This is a genomic window from Cytobacillus firmus, assembly GCF_023715565.1.
Classification (GTDB): Bacteria; Bacillota; Bacilli; order Bacillales; family Cytobacillaceae; genus Cytobacillus; species Cytobacillus firmus_C.
Map to the genome: position 1 here is coordinate 38029 of NZ_JAMBOJ010000018.1, position 16263 is coordinate 54291.

General features: G+C 42.6%; 17 protein-coding genes. 14 read left to right on the forward strand and 3 right to left on the reverse strand.

Annotation, left to right across the window (positions count from 1 at the left end; genetic code table 11):
* Positions 1–4 precede the first annotated feature (4 nt).
* The 7 genes from M3205_RS09235 to M3205_RS09265 all read left to right on the forward strand — a co-directional run bounded on the left by M3205_RS09235 (position 5) and on the right by M3205_RS09265 (position 7098).
* Complete coding sequence (locus M3205_RS09235; RefSeq protein WP_251169625.1) at positions 5–466, forward strand: hypothetical protein; 462 nt, start codon at positions 5–7, stop codon at positions 464–466.
* Positions 467–499: 33 nt separating this feature from the next.
* Positions 500–1021 carry an RNA polymerase sigma factor gene (locus M3205_RS09240; RefSeq protein ID WP_251169626.1) on the forward strand — a complete coding sequence of 174 codons (522 nt, stop codon included), beginning with the start codon at positions 500–502 and terminating at the stop codon, positions 1019–1021.
* Positions 1022–1157: 136 nt separating this feature from the next.
* Positions 1158–1925: a 3-hydroxyacyl-CoA dehydrogenase gene (locus M3205_RS09245; protein ID WP_251169627.1), complete on the forward strand. Its 768-nt coding sequence runs from the start codon at positions 1158–1160 to the stop codon at positions 1923–1925.
* Positions 1926–2082: 157 nt separating this feature from the next.
* A complete protein-coding gene (locus M3205_RS09250) occupies positions 2083–3228 on the forward strand; it encodes an acyl-CoA dehydrogenase family protein (RefSeq protein WP_251169628.1) in 1146 nt (381 codons plus the stop codon).
* Between the two features lie 12 nt (positions 3229–3240).
* A complete protein-coding gene (locus tag M3205_RS09255) occupies positions 3241–4392 on the forward strand; it encodes a thiolase family protein (RefSeq protein ID WP_251169629.1) in 1152 nt (383 codons plus the stop codon).
* A gap of 20 nt (positions 4393–4412) precedes the next feature.
* Entirely contained in the window at positions 4413–5981 is a 1569-nt protein-coding gene (locus M3205_RS09260; protein ID WP_251169630.1) for a fatty acid--CoA ligase, read from the forward strand.
* Between the two features lie 19 nt (positions 5982–6000).
* On the forward strand, positions 6001–7098 hold the full coding sequence (locus M3205_RS09265) for a CaiB/BaiF CoA transferase family protein (RefSeq protein WP_251169631.1): 1098 nt from the start codon (positions 6001–6003) through the stop codon (positions 7096–7098).
* Positions 7099–7145: 47 nt separating this feature from the next.
* Here M3205_RS09265 and M3205_RS09270 read toward each other — a convergent pair whose 3' ends face one another.
* Positions 7146–7637 (reverse strand): hypothetical protein, encoded by a 492-nt coding sequence (locus tag M3205_RS09270; RefSeq protein ID WP_251169632.1) that lies wholly within the window; start codon positions 7635–7637, stop codon positions 7146–7148.
* A 184-nt stretch (positions 7638–7821) separates the two neighbouring features.
* Between M3205_RS09270 and pssA the strand changes: the two genes are divergently transcribed.
* Entirely contained in the window at positions 7822–8517 is a 696-nt protein-coding gene (gene pssA / locus M3205_RS09275) for a CDP-diacylglycerol--serine O-phosphatidyltransferase (RefSeq protein WP_251169633.1), read from the forward strand.
* 27 nt (positions 8518–8544) lie between these two features.
* Here the strand turns inward: pssA and M3205_RS09280 are convergent, their stop codons facing one another.
* Together M3205_RS09280 and M3205_RS09285 are read right to left on the reverse strand one after the other, a co-directional pair.
* Entirely contained in the window at positions 8545–8919 is a 375-nt protein-coding gene (locus M3205_RS09280) for a nucleotide excision repair endonuclease (protein WP_251169634.1), read from the reverse strand.
* A gap of 42 nt (positions 8920–8961) precedes the next feature.
* A complete protein-coding gene (locus M3205_RS09285) occupies positions 8962–9480 on the reverse strand; it encodes a hypothetical protein (RefSeq protein WP_251169635.1) in 519 nt (172 codons plus the stop codon).
* Between the two features lie 40 nt (positions 9481–9520).
* Between M3205_RS09285 and M3205_RS09290 the strand changes: the two genes are divergently transcribed.
* The 6 genes from M3205_RS09290 (at position 9521) to M3205_RS09315 (ending at position 16097) form a co-directional block, all read left to right on the forward strand.
* Entirely contained in the window at positions 9521–9754 is a 234-nt protein-coding gene (locus tag M3205_RS09290; RefSeq protein WP_251169636.1) for a hypothetical protein, read from the forward strand.
* A gap of 400 nt (positions 9755–10154) precedes the next feature.
* Positions 10155–10925 (forward strand): ABC transporter ATP-binding protein, encoded by a 771-nt coding sequence (locus M3205_RS09295; RefSeq protein ID WP_251169637.1) that lies wholly within the window; start codon positions 10155–10157, stop codon positions 10923–10925.
* Between the two features lie 53 nt (positions 10926–10978).
* Positions 10979–12886 (forward strand): AMP-binding protein, encoded by a 1908-nt coding sequence (locus M3205_RS09300; RefSeq protein ID WP_251169638.1) that lies wholly within the window; start codon positions 10979–10981, stop codon positions 12884–12886.
* A complete protein-coding gene (locus M3205_RS09305; RefSeq protein WP_251169639.1) occupies positions 12886–13770 on the forward strand; it encodes a branched-chain amino acid ABC transporter permease in 885 nt (294 codons plus the stop codon). The genes M3205_RS09300 and M3205_RS09305 overlap by 1 nt, the downstream gene beginning before the upstream one ends.
* A gap of 3 nt (positions 13771–13773) precedes the next feature.
* On the forward strand, positions 13774–14835 hold the full coding sequence (locus tag M3205_RS09310) for a branched-chain amino acid ABC transporter permease (RefSeq protein WP_251169640.1): 1062 nt from the start codon (positions 13774–13776) through the stop codon (positions 14833–14835).
* 80 nt (positions 14836–14915) lie between these two features.
* Complete coding sequence (locus M3205_RS09315; RefSeq protein WP_251169641.1) at positions 14916–16097, forward strand: ABC transporter substrate-binding protein; 1182 nt, start codon at positions 14916–14918, stop codon at positions 16095–16097.
* The last annotated feature ends 166 nt before the right edge of the window (positions 16098–16263 follow it).

Below are 16263 nucleotides of genomic sequence, written 5' to 3' on the forward strand. Positions count from 1 at the left end.
GCTATTGACTGAGGAAGTGGATGCTGCTTCTTATGAGGAGCTTGATGGAATTGACGAACCCTATGCGCATATTGAAATTTATTATAATGGCAGCAAAAAAGCTTATATGACCTGGAATCGTTCTTATACAAGATTTGAGAAATGGCTGGAAGAAAAGTCTTTGCTGAATGATGCAAAAGTGAATAGCAATGATATTTCTTATGCACTGGCTGTTAGAGAAAAGGATATCGATATTAACTTTGCGGAAGGGTACTCTTATGAGGAAGTATTTGATGTGATGAATGACAGTAAAACCTCCATCAAAATTACGGATAAGAAACAAATAGAAAGCGGTTTGAGGAATTCAAACGGATACATTGAAGGAGACTACATTATTGCCTTCTATTTTGATGAACAAAGATCAATTGATATTAAGAGCTTTACTGAAAAAACAGTGCCGGATTTTATAAAAGAACGGCTTCAATAAAACGGGAGAAGTTTACAGGAGAGGGGGATTACAGTGAAAAAACCTTCAATGGATATGAGGGAAATCTACAGACTCTACAATAAGCGGCTTTATCATATTGCTTATAGCATAACCAGGGATCATTATCTGGCGCAGGATGTGGTACAGGAAACATTGATCAAGGCTTATAAAAACATGGACACCATAGATGATCCGGATAAGCTGGGATCGTGGTTATCATCAATAGCGACCAGAACCGCAATAGATTTTGTACGTAAAGAAAGAAGGACTAATGAGAGGATACAGGATTCCGTTGATTTTGAAAACTGCATGCAAAGCAGGTACAGCGATACCGGGCAGGAGGCAGAGGTCAATATGCTTCAGGAGCAGATATACGCTTATGTGGATTCCCTCTCCTATGAGCAAAAAAGGGTTTTCCTGCTTAAAACAAAGCATGGACTGAAGGAAAGAGAAATAGCGGATCTTCTCCATCTCAACCCAAACACTGTTAAAACAAAACTCTATCGGGTCAGACAGCATCTGAGAGAAATACTTGCGGATCGGAATTTGGCATAGAAAAACAGCTTCTGAAAAGGAGCTGTTTTTCTGTGCCATGACAAGAATTGATAATTAATCAGCCGTTCAGCAGGAAAATCACCTTTGTAAATGGAAATGACTTCATAGAAACCTGATTAATAAAAGGAGGTTCATTATGGAATTGAAAGAATGCAGAGCTATAATTACGGGTGGTGCTTCGGGGCTTGGAGAGGCGACAGTGAGAAAAATAGCCGGCTTTGGCGGGAAGATCCTTATTGCAGATTTGGCGGAAGATCGGGCGGCACATCTTATCAGGGAACTGGGTGAAAATGTTCTTTTTATGAAAACGGATGTTACAAAAGAAGAAGACGTACAGAGGGCAGTGGCATTTGCTTCTGAACAATTTGGCAGCATTAATACTGCAGTTAACTGCGCCGGCATCGGAATTGCCGCAAAGCTTCTGGGCCGAAAGGGTGTCCATTCTCTGGATATGTTCCAAAAGGTCATTATGATTAATCTGATCGGGACTTTTAATGTCATTCGTCTGGCTGCTGAACAAATGGCAAAGAACGATCCGAATAATCAAGGAGAAAGAGGTGTGATTATTAATACGGCTTCAGTCGCAGCGTTTGAAGGACAAATTGGCCAGGCTGCCTATAGTGCATCCAAAGGCGGAGTGGTTGGTATGACCCTGCCGATTGCCAGGGAGCTTTCAAGTTATGGGATTCGTGTAATGACGATTGCCCCTGGATTGTTTAACACACCAATGTTTGAATCACTGCCCCAGGAGGCGAGGGATTCATTGGGGAAAATGGTGCCTTTTCCTTCAAGACTCGGATATCCTGAGGAGTATGCCAGGCTGGCTGAAAGTATATTAGTGAATCCGATGCTGAATGGAGAGACGATCAGGCTGGATGGGGGTATCCGAATGCAGCCGAAGTAACTCATTGAACTTGAAAGAAAGGATTTTCCGGAGAGTGTATTTTAAATGTTCTAAAAATACAGTTAATTATTGTACAATATAATTGTAAGCCTTTACAAAGGCGAAATTTAATACTTTGTGTTATGCCAAAAAAATTTTAGTTTCGGAGGTTCATAGTATGGCTGCGACATACCTGCAAGAAGAGCATGAAATTTTTAGAGAATCTCTGCGAAAGTTCTTAGAGAAGGAAGCGTATCCGAACTATGATAAATGGGAAGCGGATAGAATCATTCCCCGTGAGTTTTGGCGCAAGATGGGAGAGCAGGGTTTTTTATGCCCTGATATTGAAGAAAAGTATGGCGGAAGTAATGTTGACTGGGGCTTCTCAGTCATTATCAATGAAGAACTTGAACGGGTTGGCTCAGGGATGGTGGGAATTGGGCTCCACAATGATATCGTCGTCCCATACATTAATGCTTATGGAACTAATGAACAAAAGGAAAGGTGGCTGCCGAAGTGTGCTGCGGGAGAAATCATCACAGCAATCGCCATGACCGAACCTGGTGCCGGCTCTGATTTAGCAGGCATCAGAACGACTGCAAGGCTTGAAGGAGACCATTACATAGTGAATGGCGAAAAGACCTTTATTACCAACGGAATTCATTCCGATTTAATTATCATTGCCTGTAAAACAGACCCCCATGCTGTCCCCCGGCATAAGGGCGTCAGCCTGCTTGCAGTCGAGAGGGGAACAGAAGGGTTTTCAAGAGGGAGGAAATTAAACAAGGTCGGTCTTCATTGTCAGGATACAGCAGAGTTAATTTTCGAAGATTGCAGGGTTCCGAAAGAAAACCTGATCGGTGATGAGGGAAAAGGTTTTCTATATTTAATGGAAAAGCTGCAGCAGGAAAGGCTTGTAGTGGCAATTGCTGCTCAGGTTGCTGCCGAAGAAATGCTTAGTTTAACAATAAATTATGTAAAGAATCGCGAGGCATTTGGTAAACCGGTCAGCAAGTTCCAGAACACTCAATTTAAAATAGCTGAAATGGCAACAGATATTGAGATGGGAAGGGCATTTCTGGACCAATTAATTACAGAGCATATGACAGGAAAAGATGTAGTTACAAAGGTTTCCATGGCGAAATGGAAGCTGACAGAAAATGCCCGCAAGATTGCAGCTGAATGCATGCAGTTACATGGCGGCTATGGCTATATGGAAGAATACGAGATTGCAAGGAGATTCAGAGATATACCAGTCGCCAGCATCTATGCAGGCACAAATGAAATCATGAAAACGATTATTGCGAAAAACATGGGACTATAGGGAGGAGTATGTATGCGCGAAGCTGTCATTGTTGAAGGAGTCAGATCACCTGTAGGAAGAAAAAACGGTTTGTTAAAGGATATACGGGCAGACGATCTAGCCGCTGAAGCATTAAAGTCCCTTGTCACACGGGCAGGGCTGAATCCAGAACTAATAGATGATGTCATTCTTGGCTGTGTCTCACAAATAGGTGAGCAAACAGGCGATATTGCAAGAGTTGCAGCATTAATTGCAGGGTTTCCGATTGAAGTGCCGGGTACAACCATAGACCGCCAATGTGGATCCAGCCAACAGGCTGTTCATTTTGCAGCACAGGCTATTTTAGCAGGGGATATGGATATTGTGATCGCAGGAGGGGTCGAAAGCATGTCACGTGTTCCTATAGGCTCCAGTTATCAGGGGGTTGGTTTCAGTGAAAAGCTGAAAGACAGACATGAAATCATCCACCAGGGCTTATCAGCTGAACGCATTGCCGAAAAATATGGATTTACACGAGATGAGCTGGACCGCTATTCATTGGAGAGTCATCAGAAGGCTTTAAAAGCCCAGGCTGAAGGTCGGTTTGAGAGAGAAATTGCACCGTTAGATGTAACAATGTCTGATGGACAGCTTTTGACTGTAACAGAAGACGCCGGGCCTAGAAAGGAAACCTCTCTGGATGCATTAGCAAGCTTAAAAACTGTTTTTAAAGAGAATGGTGTGATTCATGCAGGAAATTCCAGCCAAATCAGCGATGGAGCTGCAGCCCTATTAATTATGTCGCGTGAAAAGGCAGAGGAGCTTGGAATGAAACCGAGGTTCAAAATTCTTGCACGTACGGCAGTAGGCTCAGATCCTACATTAATGCTGACTGGACCAATACCCGCAACAGAAAACGTATTAAAAAAAGCAGGACTGGCTATTGAGGACATCGATGTGTTCGAAGTGAACGAAGCATTCGCTCCTGTACCACTAGCCTGGCTGAAAGAAACTGGTGCAGATCCCGCAAAGCTTAATCCAAATGGGGGTGCCATTGCACTCGGCCACCCTTTAGGCGGAAGCGGTGCACGGCTGATGGTCACCATGATGCATGAACTCGAAAGAACAGGAGGGCGTTATGGACTGCAGACGATGTGTGAAGGTCTTGGGATGGCGAATGCGACTATTATTGAACGTTTAGATTGAAAAAATGGGGAGGAATGAAAATGACAACTACTATAGGAAGAGTTTTTGACCTTACTGCCGGGAAGTTTCCGGATAAAGAAGCTCTGTATGATGTCAGAAAAAATCTGCGTTTTACCTATAAGGAATGGAGTATTGAGATCAATAAATTGGCCAATGCTTTAATAAATGCAGGTGTCAGGAAGGGTGACAGGGTTTCAACCTGCCTTTTTAACACCGAGGAGCTTGCTACCGCATTCTTTGCCTGTGCCAAAATCGGCGCCGTGTTTAATCCGATCAACTTTAGGCTGATGTCAGAAGAAATTGCTTATATCCTCCAGGATGCAGAGCCAAAAGTAGTGTTATTCGAACAAATGCTGGAATCCGGCATTACCCCCATTGCAAATCGTTTTCCTCATACAGAATTCTGGTACATTGATGAAAAAGCGCCAGCATACGCCTTATCCTACCGTGAAAAGGTGGATGCAGCATCGCATGATGAAATAGACATTGATATACATGAAAATGATTTATACGCCATCATGTACACAAGCGGCACCACGGGAAGGCCGAAGGGTGTAGTCCACAGACACAGGGATATGGCTGAACAGAGTATGATTGTTATTGGAGCGACAAAGCTTGAAAGCAATGACAACGGACTTGTGACTGCACCTATGTTCCATTGCGCAGAGCTTCACTGTGCCTTTCTGCCAAGGGTCCATGTGGGTGCTGCTAATACCATCCTCCATCACTTTGATGCAAAGGAAGTATTACGGTTAATTTCTGAAGAAAAAATCACCAAGTTTTTTGCGGCACCGACCATGTGGAATATGCTGCTTCAGGAAAACTTGGACCATTATAATTTGGATAGCCTGAAGCTGGGATTGTATGGAGCGGCACCGATGGCTCCTGCTCTTGTATATGCATGCCGTGAAAAATTAGGAATCTCACTGGTACAGGCATATGGAATGACCGAGATGGGTCCGGCGATTACGTTTTTATCGGAAGAGGACCAAATCAGGAAAGCTGGGTCTGCAGGACAGGCTTGTTTAAACCATGAAATTAGAATTGTAAGGCCGAATGATAATGATCCATCAGATCCTGAGGATGTGATGCCTCCGGGAGAAACGGGTGAAATCATCGTAAAAGGGCCATGCATGATGACTGGTTACTTCAATCGGGACGAGGCAACCGATCATGCCATGCATGGAGGCTGGTACCATTCTGGTGACATCGGATATCTGGATGACGAAGGCTTTTTGTTCGTCAAAGACAGGGTCGACGATATGATCATTAGCGGCGGAGAAAATATTTATCCACGTGAAGTGGAGGATCTTTTATATACACATAATGGCGTACTGGATGTTGCAGTGATCGGCCAGCCGGATGACCGCTGGGGTGAAACCGTCACCGCTTTCGTTGTCAAAAAAGATCCGGCACTATCTGAAGAGGAACTGGATGAATTGTGCAGGAATAGTGATGAACTTGCCAATTATAAGCGTCCGAGAAAATATGTTTTCTGTGAAGCACTGCCAAGAAATGCGAGCGGCAAGATTCAAAAATTCATGCTCCGAAAGCAACTGGAGGATCTGTTCGCTGAAGGTAAAATCTAGCCGGAAGAAGGAATGCAAGATGTTAAAAGGCATAAGAGTGATCGACTTTTCCAACTATCTTCCTGGACCGTTTGCTTCCCAGAGGCTTGCAGAGTTTGGAGCAGAAGTGATAAAAGTGGAACCGGAAGCCGGTGACCCCGGAAGGCATCTGGATATCAAAATAGAGGGAACAGGTGCAGTGTTTGCCGCCAATAATCGCGGCAAAAAAAGCATTACACTTAACCTGAAGAGCGAAGAAGGAAGAAATGCAGCCCTTATGCTGATTTCAGAAAGTGATGCGGTACTAGAAAGTTTTCGGCCAGGTGTAATGAAAAAGCTGGGTCTGGATTATGAGAGTGTGAAAAAGCATAAACCAAATATCGTTTATTGCTCTCTTACAGGATACGGTGAGAATGAAGACTATCAATATTTAGGAAGCCATGATTTAAATTATATGTCCGTAAGCGGGGTCCTTGCCCAACTGAAGGATCACAGAGGCCGTCCTGTTCACCCGTCCCATACCCTTGCAGATTTGATGGGAGGAATGGCAGCAAGTGAAAGAATAATGGCTGCCATGCTTTCCAGTAAAATGTCCGGTAAAGGAGGGTATCATTGCATTTCGATTGCGGAAGTGATGGCGTCCACCATGGGAAACCATTTGCTGATTCAGAATAAGACTGGGTATCCTAAGGGGCTTTCGATATTAAACGGTGAAGTCATTTCCTATTCTATTTATGAAACAAAGGATAGCCGGTTTGCTGCGCTTGCCGCTCTGGAGCCGAAGTTCTGGATAAACTTCTGTAAGAGTGCAGGAAGGGAGGATTGGATTGATTATCATCGTTCCAGTGCCTCTGGCGATAATCCTGTCTTTTTGGAGATAACAAAATTATTTAAAAGCAGGACATTAAAAGAGTGGACTGAATTTGGCCAAAGAGCAGATTGCTGTCTGACTCCTGTATTGGAGGCCGGAGAATTGCAAGACTTTCCGCTATTTAACCGAATTGTAGAAACTGCTCAAAATCACCCTTTGGTAAAAATGCATAGCGGAATAGAATCAGCAATGGGGGGGCCTCCAAAATTAGGAGAACATAATGAGGAAGTTCTAAGCAGAATTGCAAAGAGAAATATAAAAATATAACCGATATGAATCAAGAGTCCCTTATTATCATCAGGACTCTTGATTTTTTATGCCTCAAAAATGGTGATACTGGCGAAATCCAGGCGAGTCAATCTTTCTTGAGGGAAAGGCGAAGGGCCGGATAGTACAAGACGGATCTTATCTCCCTTCTCCAGTTTTTCCAGCAATAAAGTGGATGTTACATAATCTACGTCAAAGTTATTGTTATTAAAAGATGTTTGGGAGTTGATGAGAGTTCCGCCATTCCGCTGAAGCTCAAATTTCAGCGGCAGATTCGCCTGTCCTGCTGCAGCAAATACTTGTACGCTGAATTGAAGAAAATAAAAACCGCTTTCCTTAACTGTAATGGTATTGTTCACCGGGTCAAAGTGAAAATGGGATTTTCCTTTAGCGCTGTTGAGGCTGACTGTGGATGGCATGGATGTGTTCTGGTCAAAAAATTGGGGAATAAAATCATTGGTTACATAAATTTTACCTTGTCCTTTTGAAAATCCTTCTTTACCCGAGCAATAGTGTTCATCAGAATAAAAAGATAACAAATAAATCACCTCCTTACTATATTTAATGATTAATTTCAAAATTGGTATAGGACAAGTAACTAAATAAATGGATTTTTGTCTTTGATCTACGAAAGGGGGAGATGCAGCTAGGATTAAATGGTATAATGAAAGGGAATATATATTAAAATAATCTTTTTCAATTTTTGGAGTGTGATGGTCACTAGTGCGTTTTATTAAAACAATCCCCAATATGGTCACGTTGGGTAATTTATATTGCGGCTTTCTTTCAATCGGCATGGCTGCCAATGGAGAATTTAAAAATGCAGCCATATTAATCTTAATCGGTATGATGCTTGACAGCATGGACGGCAGGCTGGCCAGAATGCTGAAAGCGGATAGTACACTTGGAAAAGAGCTTGATTCTCTGGCAGATATTGTTACATTTGGCGTTGCTCCTTCATTTTTGGTCTTTTATACATACTTTTTTCAATTTGGAATACTTGGATTAGCTGTGTCAGGTCTTTTTCCTTTATTTGGAGCATATCGGCTTGCCCGATTCAATGTCAGTCCGCCTAAATCCTCTTTAAACTATTTTATTGGAGTTCCGATAACTGCAGCAGGCGGAATCATGGCCATACTTACCCTTTTTGGTGAGCATATACCCAATATCATTACAACGGTTGTATTCACCGCACTCTGCTTTCTTATGGTAAGCAGAATCAGGATTCCCAGCTTTAAAGAAGTTCCCCTTCCGAAATACGGAACAATTGTTACCGTTTTTCTGGGAAGTGTTCTATACGTTATTTACAAGGGCTCTTACGGGCCGTTTCCCGATTTGATTTATATTGCGATACCGCTTTACATTGCGTATTTGACATACCGATTCATAAAAGGCAAAAACAAAAAAGAAATTGATTAAACAAAAAAAAGGCCGAGATGGCCTTTTTTATTTGTAAAATACTTTGTCGATATTATATTTTGCCTGAAGGGCATTGATGATATAAGTCTCATAAATCTCGCGCTCCATGCTGTCTTCCACGTAAATGACTGCAATTTTATGGACATCATCACGATGATTTTTTATAGGGGAAACATTGTCTTCAAAATGCTTTTTAACCCGCTGTCTTAATTTGCGGGCCTTTCCTACAAAGAGCAGATCGTCTTTCGCATCAAAAAATAGAATCATGCCGCCCTTGTCTCTTGGTATCTTATGATAATCTGTGAATCCATAGACACTGCTAAGGTCACTTTCTCCTGCCTGTCCCGCTTGTCTGTTTCTTGTAATGACGAGACTAGGTTCTGGTATTTCAATTTTTATCAATATCATCACTTCCTATTCTAAGATTAAAGGGTACCATAAATTTCATATGTAATCCACATTAAAAGTATTAATGGATCCTGCCTGGCCATCTGCTCCCAATATGAAGTGTAATTGTTTTTGTCTTTCTATTGTCATATTCAGCAGTAATTTATTGTTGAGCGAGTGTGCCATTTTAAGAGTGAGTTCCAGAATTTTTTTTATTCCTTCTTCGTGGCCGTAATCAATAGCTATCCGATCACATTGAACTTCAGTATCTGTACAGATTATATTCTTTCCAACCGGAAAGGTAATATGTCCAATTTCATGCCAAATTATGGCTTCTTTTATTTTTAAATCTGAACAGAACTTTTCATAGTCATAGACGATAATAAACCAGTCGTATTTCGAATCCAGGGATTGATAAAGCATAGTCAGGAGTCTGCAATCAATATTCCAAAAGCTTAGCCAGTTTACATCGTTTAGACCAAAGTTTTTTAAAACTGTATGTTTATCTTCTAAAATGGCAATTCTTCCTTCTAGGCCGTATCGGGATAAGAAAAGCTCTTCACACAAACAGATCAAGTCAGATTCCCCTTTTATTTAGTGTTTTACTAGCATTATTATGAAAGTGGCAATTTTTTCATCACAATCCATTAAGAAAATAAAGATAATAATGAATTTGATTGCAAACCTGCCATGCGGCAGTCCAAATGGTAAAACGAAGGAGAAGAATACATATAAGGAGTATGTTGAGCTGGAAAGGGGTTTAGGTGTGGATTTAACCAGTAATCTATACGCGGAGCCGTCAGCAGCCTTCTTGCAGGCTGAAGTTTTTTCACCTAGAGGCAGGCGATGAGCTCCTCGACGATGCGAGTCTGCGGGGTCTCACCTGTCCCGCTGCTCGCGCTTGAGTAAATACTGCACGAAGAAAATGCGAATGCATTTTCAAGGACCTCGCACCTTTCGCTACTATCAACTCAGTAAATAATATACAAATAGCAACAAACTTTGCGAAAACAGCTTTCTATTTACATGAATAGTTTGAACTATATTTATCCCTAATATCATAGTGAAAAATACTTACGCATAAGTAATTTGTCATATCAATATTTCCATTCACATAAAAATGAAAAATAGCACAGCAGTGAAAAATATTTTAAATACTTAAAGGAGAAAATAAATATATAAAGAATATTTAAACTATTCATAATTTTGGGATAAATATTTTGCCAATCGAAATATAGGGGGTCGAAAGATTGGGGATTTTGGAGATTAAAGATGCAACCTTAAAGTTTGGCGGCGTTACTGCTCTGGACCATGTCTCGTATGGGGTGCAGGAGGGGGAGATTTTTTCTCTGATTGGTCCAAATGGTGCAGGTAAGACTAGTATGCTGAATTGCATTAGCGGGTTGTACAAACCATCATCCGGATCGATTTATTTTAAGGGGGAAGATATAACCCGTTATAAACCTCACAAAAGAGCCAGTAGGGGCATTGCCCGTGCATTCCAGAATATTGAGCTTTTTCCGCAATTATCTGTTTTGGATAATCTTATGCTTGGCAGGCATGTGAGAATGAAAACCGGGCTTCTGGCAGGTGGAATTTATTGGGGGAAGACGCAAAGAGAGGAAATTGAACATCGGAAAAAAGTTGAGCAGGTGATCGATTTTCTTGAAATTGAGGATATCCGCAATACTCCAGTGGGAACTCTTTCTTATGGACTGCAGAAGAGGGTTGAAACCGGGAGGGCTCTGGCACTGGAACCTGAAATACTCCTTTTGGATGAGCCGATGGCAGGCATGAACAGTGAGGAAAAAGAGGACATGGCCAGATACATTATTGACATCCATGAAGAAATGAACACAACCATCATTTTAATTGAACACGATATGGGGGTTGTGATGGACTTATCAGATCACATAGCGGTTCTTGATTTTGGGAAACTAATTGGCTATGGGACACCGGAAGAAATTCAGAATAACTCTAAAGTCATAGAAGCCTACCTGGGAGAAGAGAATGCCGTTTAAAAGATAAACCGGCTAAAGTAATTTTTAGATATTTAGGAGGGGGGATCGATTCTATGAGCAAGACGTTTCCGCAGCTGTTGATTGAAAGGGCTTACAAGAATGGGGCACAAGTTGCTTTAAGAGAAAAGGAATTTGGAATCTGGAATGAAATTACGTATGAAACGTTCTTGGACAAAGTAAAGAATTTCAGCTTGGGTTTGGCATCGTTAGGGATGAAAAGGGAAGATAAGCTTGCCATTATCGGCGATAACAGGCCCGAATGGGTCATCAGTGAGCTTGCTGCGCAAAGCTTAGGCGGCATTTCAGTAGGAATTTATCAGGAATCCCTGTCTGCTGAATTAAGTTACATTATCGATAATTGTGACGCAACCATTATTGTTGCGGAGGACCAGGAGCAAGTGGATAAATTGCTGGAGATTAAAGAATCTATTCCGAAAGTCAGAACGATTATATATTATGATTCACGCGGCATGAGGAGTTACCGGGAGGATTTTCTGCTGGAATTTAACGAAGTTCTGGAAATGGGACGGAGATTTCACACAGCGCAGCCAGGCTTATTTTCAGAGGAAGTCAATATGGGGACTGCAGATGACGTGGCGATATTATCCTATACTTCAGGAACGACAGGCGATCCAAAAGGGACGATGCTTACTTACCGAAATCTGATCGATATGGCTAAAAATCTGTCAGACATTGATCCGCTGACAGATAAAGATGAATATGTTTCATTTCTTCCTCTTGCCTGGATCGGGGAGCAAATGATGACTCTTGCCATGGGCTTATACAATGGGTTGACGATTAATTTCCCGGAAGAGCCGGCAACCGTTTTGGAGGACCTCCGCGAAATTGGACCCCAGGTAATGTTTTCGCCGCCGAGAATCTATGAAGATATGGTATCGCGCTTTCAGGTCAGAATTCAGGACAGCGGCTGGCTGAAACGAAAGATTTATAACTCGTGCAAACCGATAGGCGAGAAGGTAGCACAGGCCCATTTTGAAAATGAACCAATCAGTATGGGTACGAAGGTTCTTTATAAACTGGCCGATTATCTGATGTTCAGTGCGATCCGCGATCACTTTGGACTTTTGAAGATCAAGCGTGCCTATACAGGCGGTGCCCCTCTGGGACCTGATGTATTTGAATTTTTCCATAGTATAGGCGTAAATGTAAAAAGCATTTACGGACAGACAGAGGTAGCAGGAATTTCAATTGTACATAGGGACGGCGATATTAAGCTTGACAGTGTTGGAATTCCCATACCTGGTACAGAAGTGAAAATTTCTGAAGAAGGGGAAATTCTGATCAAAAGCTCAAGTGTCTGCAAAGGGTATTACAAAAATGATACAAGCACACTGGAAACCATTCAGGATGGGTGGCTTCATACCGGCGATGCAGGGAGGCTGGATGAGGAAGGTCATTTGTATATCATTGACCGGATTAAAGATGTCATCCGCCTTGATACGGGTGAAATGTTCTCTCCGCAGTTTATTGAAAACAAGCTGAAATTCAGCTCGTTCATACAGGAAGCGGTAGCAATCGGGAAGGATCGCCCATATGTGGTTGCCATGATCAATATTGATATGAAAAATGTAGGGCGCTGGGCGGAGAAAAACCAAATCAGCTATACCACTTATACCGATTTATCCTCCAAGCCGCAAGTTCTGGAGCTGATCGAAAAACAGGTGCAGGAAATCAACCAGTCTCTGCCTGAAAAAGCCCGGGTAAAAAAATTCGTTCTTCTTTATAAAGAGCTGGATGCAGATGATGAAGAGCTAACAAGAACAAAGAAAGTCCGGAGGCAGTTTGTTGCTAAAAAATATCAGGCTTTAATCGATGGTCTTTATACAGAGGACAAAAAAATCCGTGTCAATGGCACGATCAAGTATCGTGATGGCTTGGAACAAACCATCCAGACAACGCTTCAGGTTATTTTTATGGATGAAGGAGAGGGGGCAGCTTAATGACATTTTTCTTGCAAATGCTCGTAACTGGCATCGTGGTAGGCTGCGTTTATGCGCTTGTCGCACTAGGCTTTGTGCTTATCTATAAATCCAGTGATGCCATCAACTTTGCACAGGGTGAGTTCCTTTTAATCGGAACGTATGTCTGTTTAACGCTTATCACAGCCTACAACATTCCGTTTATAGCAGCCCTGTTAATTGCTCTGATCTTCAGTGCTGTTTTAGGATTTGTCATCGAAAGGATCGTTCTGAGGCCGTTTATTGGAGAGCCCGTCATATCGATGATTATGGCGACGATCGGTTTATCGAGTGTTCTTGCCGGGATCGTCCATATTATTTGGGGCCATGAAACACGTGTATTTCCTAAGATTTTCTCTGAACAGCCTGTCAACCTTGGTGAGATCGTCATTGCGCCGGTTTATTTATGGTCACTTTTAATCGTTGTGGTGATGCTTGTCATTTTCACTCTCTTTTTCAAATATTCCAAGCTTGGTATTGCGATGCGAGCAACCGCAGATGATCAGCAGGCAGCAATGTCAATGGGAATCAGCGTAAAAATGATTTTCGCTGTGGCCTGGGCGATTGCAGCCATTGTTTCGGCAGTTGGGGGAATCCTTCTCGGAAACATCAACGGTGTGAATGCATCCCTTTCAGCGATCGGCTTAAAGGTGCTTCCAGTTGCCATTCTTGGAGGACTTGACAGTATTCCCGGTGCCATCATCGGCGGACTGATCATCGGCATTCTTGAGAGCCTGACCGGCGGATATCTGGATCCATTGGTTGGCGGTGGTCTGAAAGAGGTTATGCCGTTTGTCATCCTCGTATTTATCCTGATGTTCAAGCCATATGGTTTGTTCGGAAAAAAAGAAATCGAGAGGGTGTAACCGATGAGAAATCCTTTTGTAATGGATTGTGGAGAATTCCATGTGAATTATAAACAAGATTTGGCGATCTGGAAGATTACCAGGGTAAGGATGCGCGTGTTCATTCTTCTGGCTGTATTTGCAGTCTTCCCGATGTTTGCATCTGATTATATCATTGGACTGGCTACTCTTTGCGGAATTGCTGCCATTGGTGCGATTGGCCTTAACATCCTGACGGGCTTTACAGGTCAGATTTCCATAGGGGTAGGCGCCTTTCTCGGAGTAGGCGGGTATACCTCGGCTATTCTGACAGCAAAGCTGGGATTAAGCTTCTGGATTGCCATGCCGACAGCCGGTATCGTGACAGCCATTGTCGGCGGATTATTCGGACTGCCATCCTTAAGGTTAAAAGGATTATATTTGGCGATTGCCACCCTTGCAGCACAGGTAATCATTTTGTTTGTTATTTCCCGCTGGGATGCACTAACAGGCGGAACAGCCGGAATGGTCCTATCACGGCCTGAACTTGGCAGTTTTGTCTTTTACAGTGAACGGAGCTATTACTACCTAATGTTTGTGGTGCTGGTTATTACGGCCATCTTCACCCTTAATCTCTTCAGGTCGCGGGTCGGCAGGGCATTCATAGCAGTCCGTGACCGTGATGTGGCAGCAGAGGTTATGGGTATTGATTTGTTTAAATATAAAGTATTGGCATTCATTGTTAGCTCCTTCTTTGTTGGCATTGCCGGTGCTTTACTGGGCCATTATACAATGGTTGTCAGTCCGGAGCTTTACAGCATTACAGTATCTATCGAATATTTGGCAATTATACTTGTCGGTGGTCTGGGAAGCGTATTCGGGTCTATTTACGGAGCTGTATTTATCACACTGCTTCCAGTTGTACTAAGATCAGGGGTGGAATTGATGAGCGGGGTTTTTCCCGACTTATCAGCTGTATTAATCGGAATGAAAGAGGTAGTATTCGGCCTTGTGATTATTTTATTCCTAATCTATGAACCTCAGGGTCTTGCTAAAATATGGAAAAACATAAAAGACTATTTTAAGCTCTGGCCGTTTTCTTATTAATTCCCGGGGAATAATATCTGAAAATTTTGAAAGTAACTCTTTCAATTTTTTATAAAAAAGAAAAAATGAGGGGGAACATTATGAAGAAGGTTTGGAAAGGTTTATTGGCAGCAACATTAATGGCTGGAATGCTGGCTGGCTGTTCTGGAGGAAGCGAGGAAGCATCAGCTGACAAGAAAGGCGGCACTGTTAAAATCGGCGGTATCTTTGACCTTACAGGAGGTACCGGTGATGTTGGAACACCATATGCAGAGGGTGAAAAAGCATTTTTTGAATCCATTGCAGACGAGGAGATTAACGGATATAAGCTCCAATTAATTGGTGATGACTATGCTTATAAAATCCCTGAAGCCCAAAAGCTATATCAGAAACTAAAATCAAAAGATAAAGTAGCGGCGATTTTAGGATGGGGAACAGGGGACACTGAAGCTCTTCGCCAGCAGGTGGCGGCCGATAAGCTTCCATTCATCTCGGCTTCATACTCAGAGAATCTGAAGAATATGGACGAAAGCCCATATAACTTCCTGGCTGCGGCTTCATACTCCGACCAGGCAAGATCCGTCCTGAAATGGATTAAAGACAATCACACTGGCGGAACACCGACTGTAGCATTAATTTACAATGATACGGCTTTTGGAAAATCACCAATTGAAGATGCCAAAAACTTTGCCAAGGAAAATGGCATTGAAATTGTGGATGAACAAATTGTTGACCTGAAAACACTTGATGCAACATCCCAATTGCTGAACATGGAAAAGAAAAACCCGGATTATGCGATTATCAACCAAACATGGGGCGCAACAGCAACGATTCTAAAAGATGCTAAGAAGCTTGGATTGGATACACAATTCATCGGTTTAAACTGGGCAACAGGTGAAGGCTTGCTTCCAATTGCCGGTGATGCGGCTGAAGGATTTATCGGAGTCGTTACACATGCCTTCCCATACGAGGATCTGCCTGGAATGGAAGAAATCAAGAAGTACGTAGAAAGCAAGGGGGAAAAGCTGCAGGACAAGAACCAGAAGTTTATCCAGGGGTGGGTGTCCGCCAAAATCATGGTTGAAGGCCTAAAGCTTGCTGAAGATCCGACTTCAGGCGAAGGCATCCGTGCCGGCCTGGAGAAGATTTCGAATCTGGATCTTGGCGGTTTAGCTGCTCCAGTTACTTTTTCACCTGACAATCATGCTGGTACAAACCAAGTTCGATTGGCAGAAGTGAAGAACGGCCAGTTTGAAGTGTTCACTGATTATATCGGCTACTAACATGTGGGGGGGCGAGGTTTTATACCCGCCTCCTATTCACTTTTAAAGGCTTGGAAATTGCGAACTTTGCAAAACGAACTCGAAATTTGGGATATAAATATGAAGTTTCGCAAACCTAGAGCAATCCAGTATTTGACCTGGGAACGAAAATATAGAGATAACCGGG

Coding starts and splice junctions, on each gene's coding strand:
- M3205_RS09245 (WP_251169627.1), top strand. CDS start 1,158: ATGGAATTGAAAGAATGCAGAGCTATAATTACGGGTGGTGCTTCGGGG.
- M3205_RS09250 (WP_251169628.1), top strand. CDS start 2,083: ATGGCTGCGACATACCTGCAAGAAGAGCATGAAATTTTTAGAGAATCT.
- M3205_RS09255 (WP_251169629.1), top strand. CDS start 3,241: ATGCGCGAAGCTGTCATTGTTGAAGGAGTCAGATCACCTGTAGGAAGA.
- M3205_RS09260 (WP_251169630.1), top strand. CDS start 4,413: ATGACAACTACTATAGGAAGAGTTTTTGACCTTACTGCCGGGAAGTTT.
- M3205_RS09265 (WP_251169631.1), top strand. CDS start 6,001: ATGTTAAAAGGCATAAGAGTGATCGACTTTTCCAACTATCTTCCTGGA.
- M3205_RS09290 (WP_251169636.1), top strand. CDS start 9,521: ATGAAAGTGGCAATTTTTTCATCACAATCCATTAAGAAAATAAAGATA.
- M3205_RS09300 (WP_251169638.1), top strand. CDS start 10,979: ATGAGCAAGACGTTTCCGCAGCTGTTGATTGAAAGGGCTTACAAGAAT.
- M3205_RS09305 (WP_251169639.1), top strand. CDS start 12,886: ATGACATTTTTCTTGCAAATGCTCGTAACTGGCATCGTGGTAGGCTGC.
- M3205_RS09310 (WP_251169640.1), top strand. CDS start 13,774: ATGAGAAATCCTTTTGTAATGGATTGTGGAGAATTCCATGTGAATTAT.
- M3205_RS09315 (WP_251169641.1), top strand. CDS start 14,916: ATGAAGAAGGTTTGGAAAGGTTTATTGGCAGCAACATTAATGGCTGGA.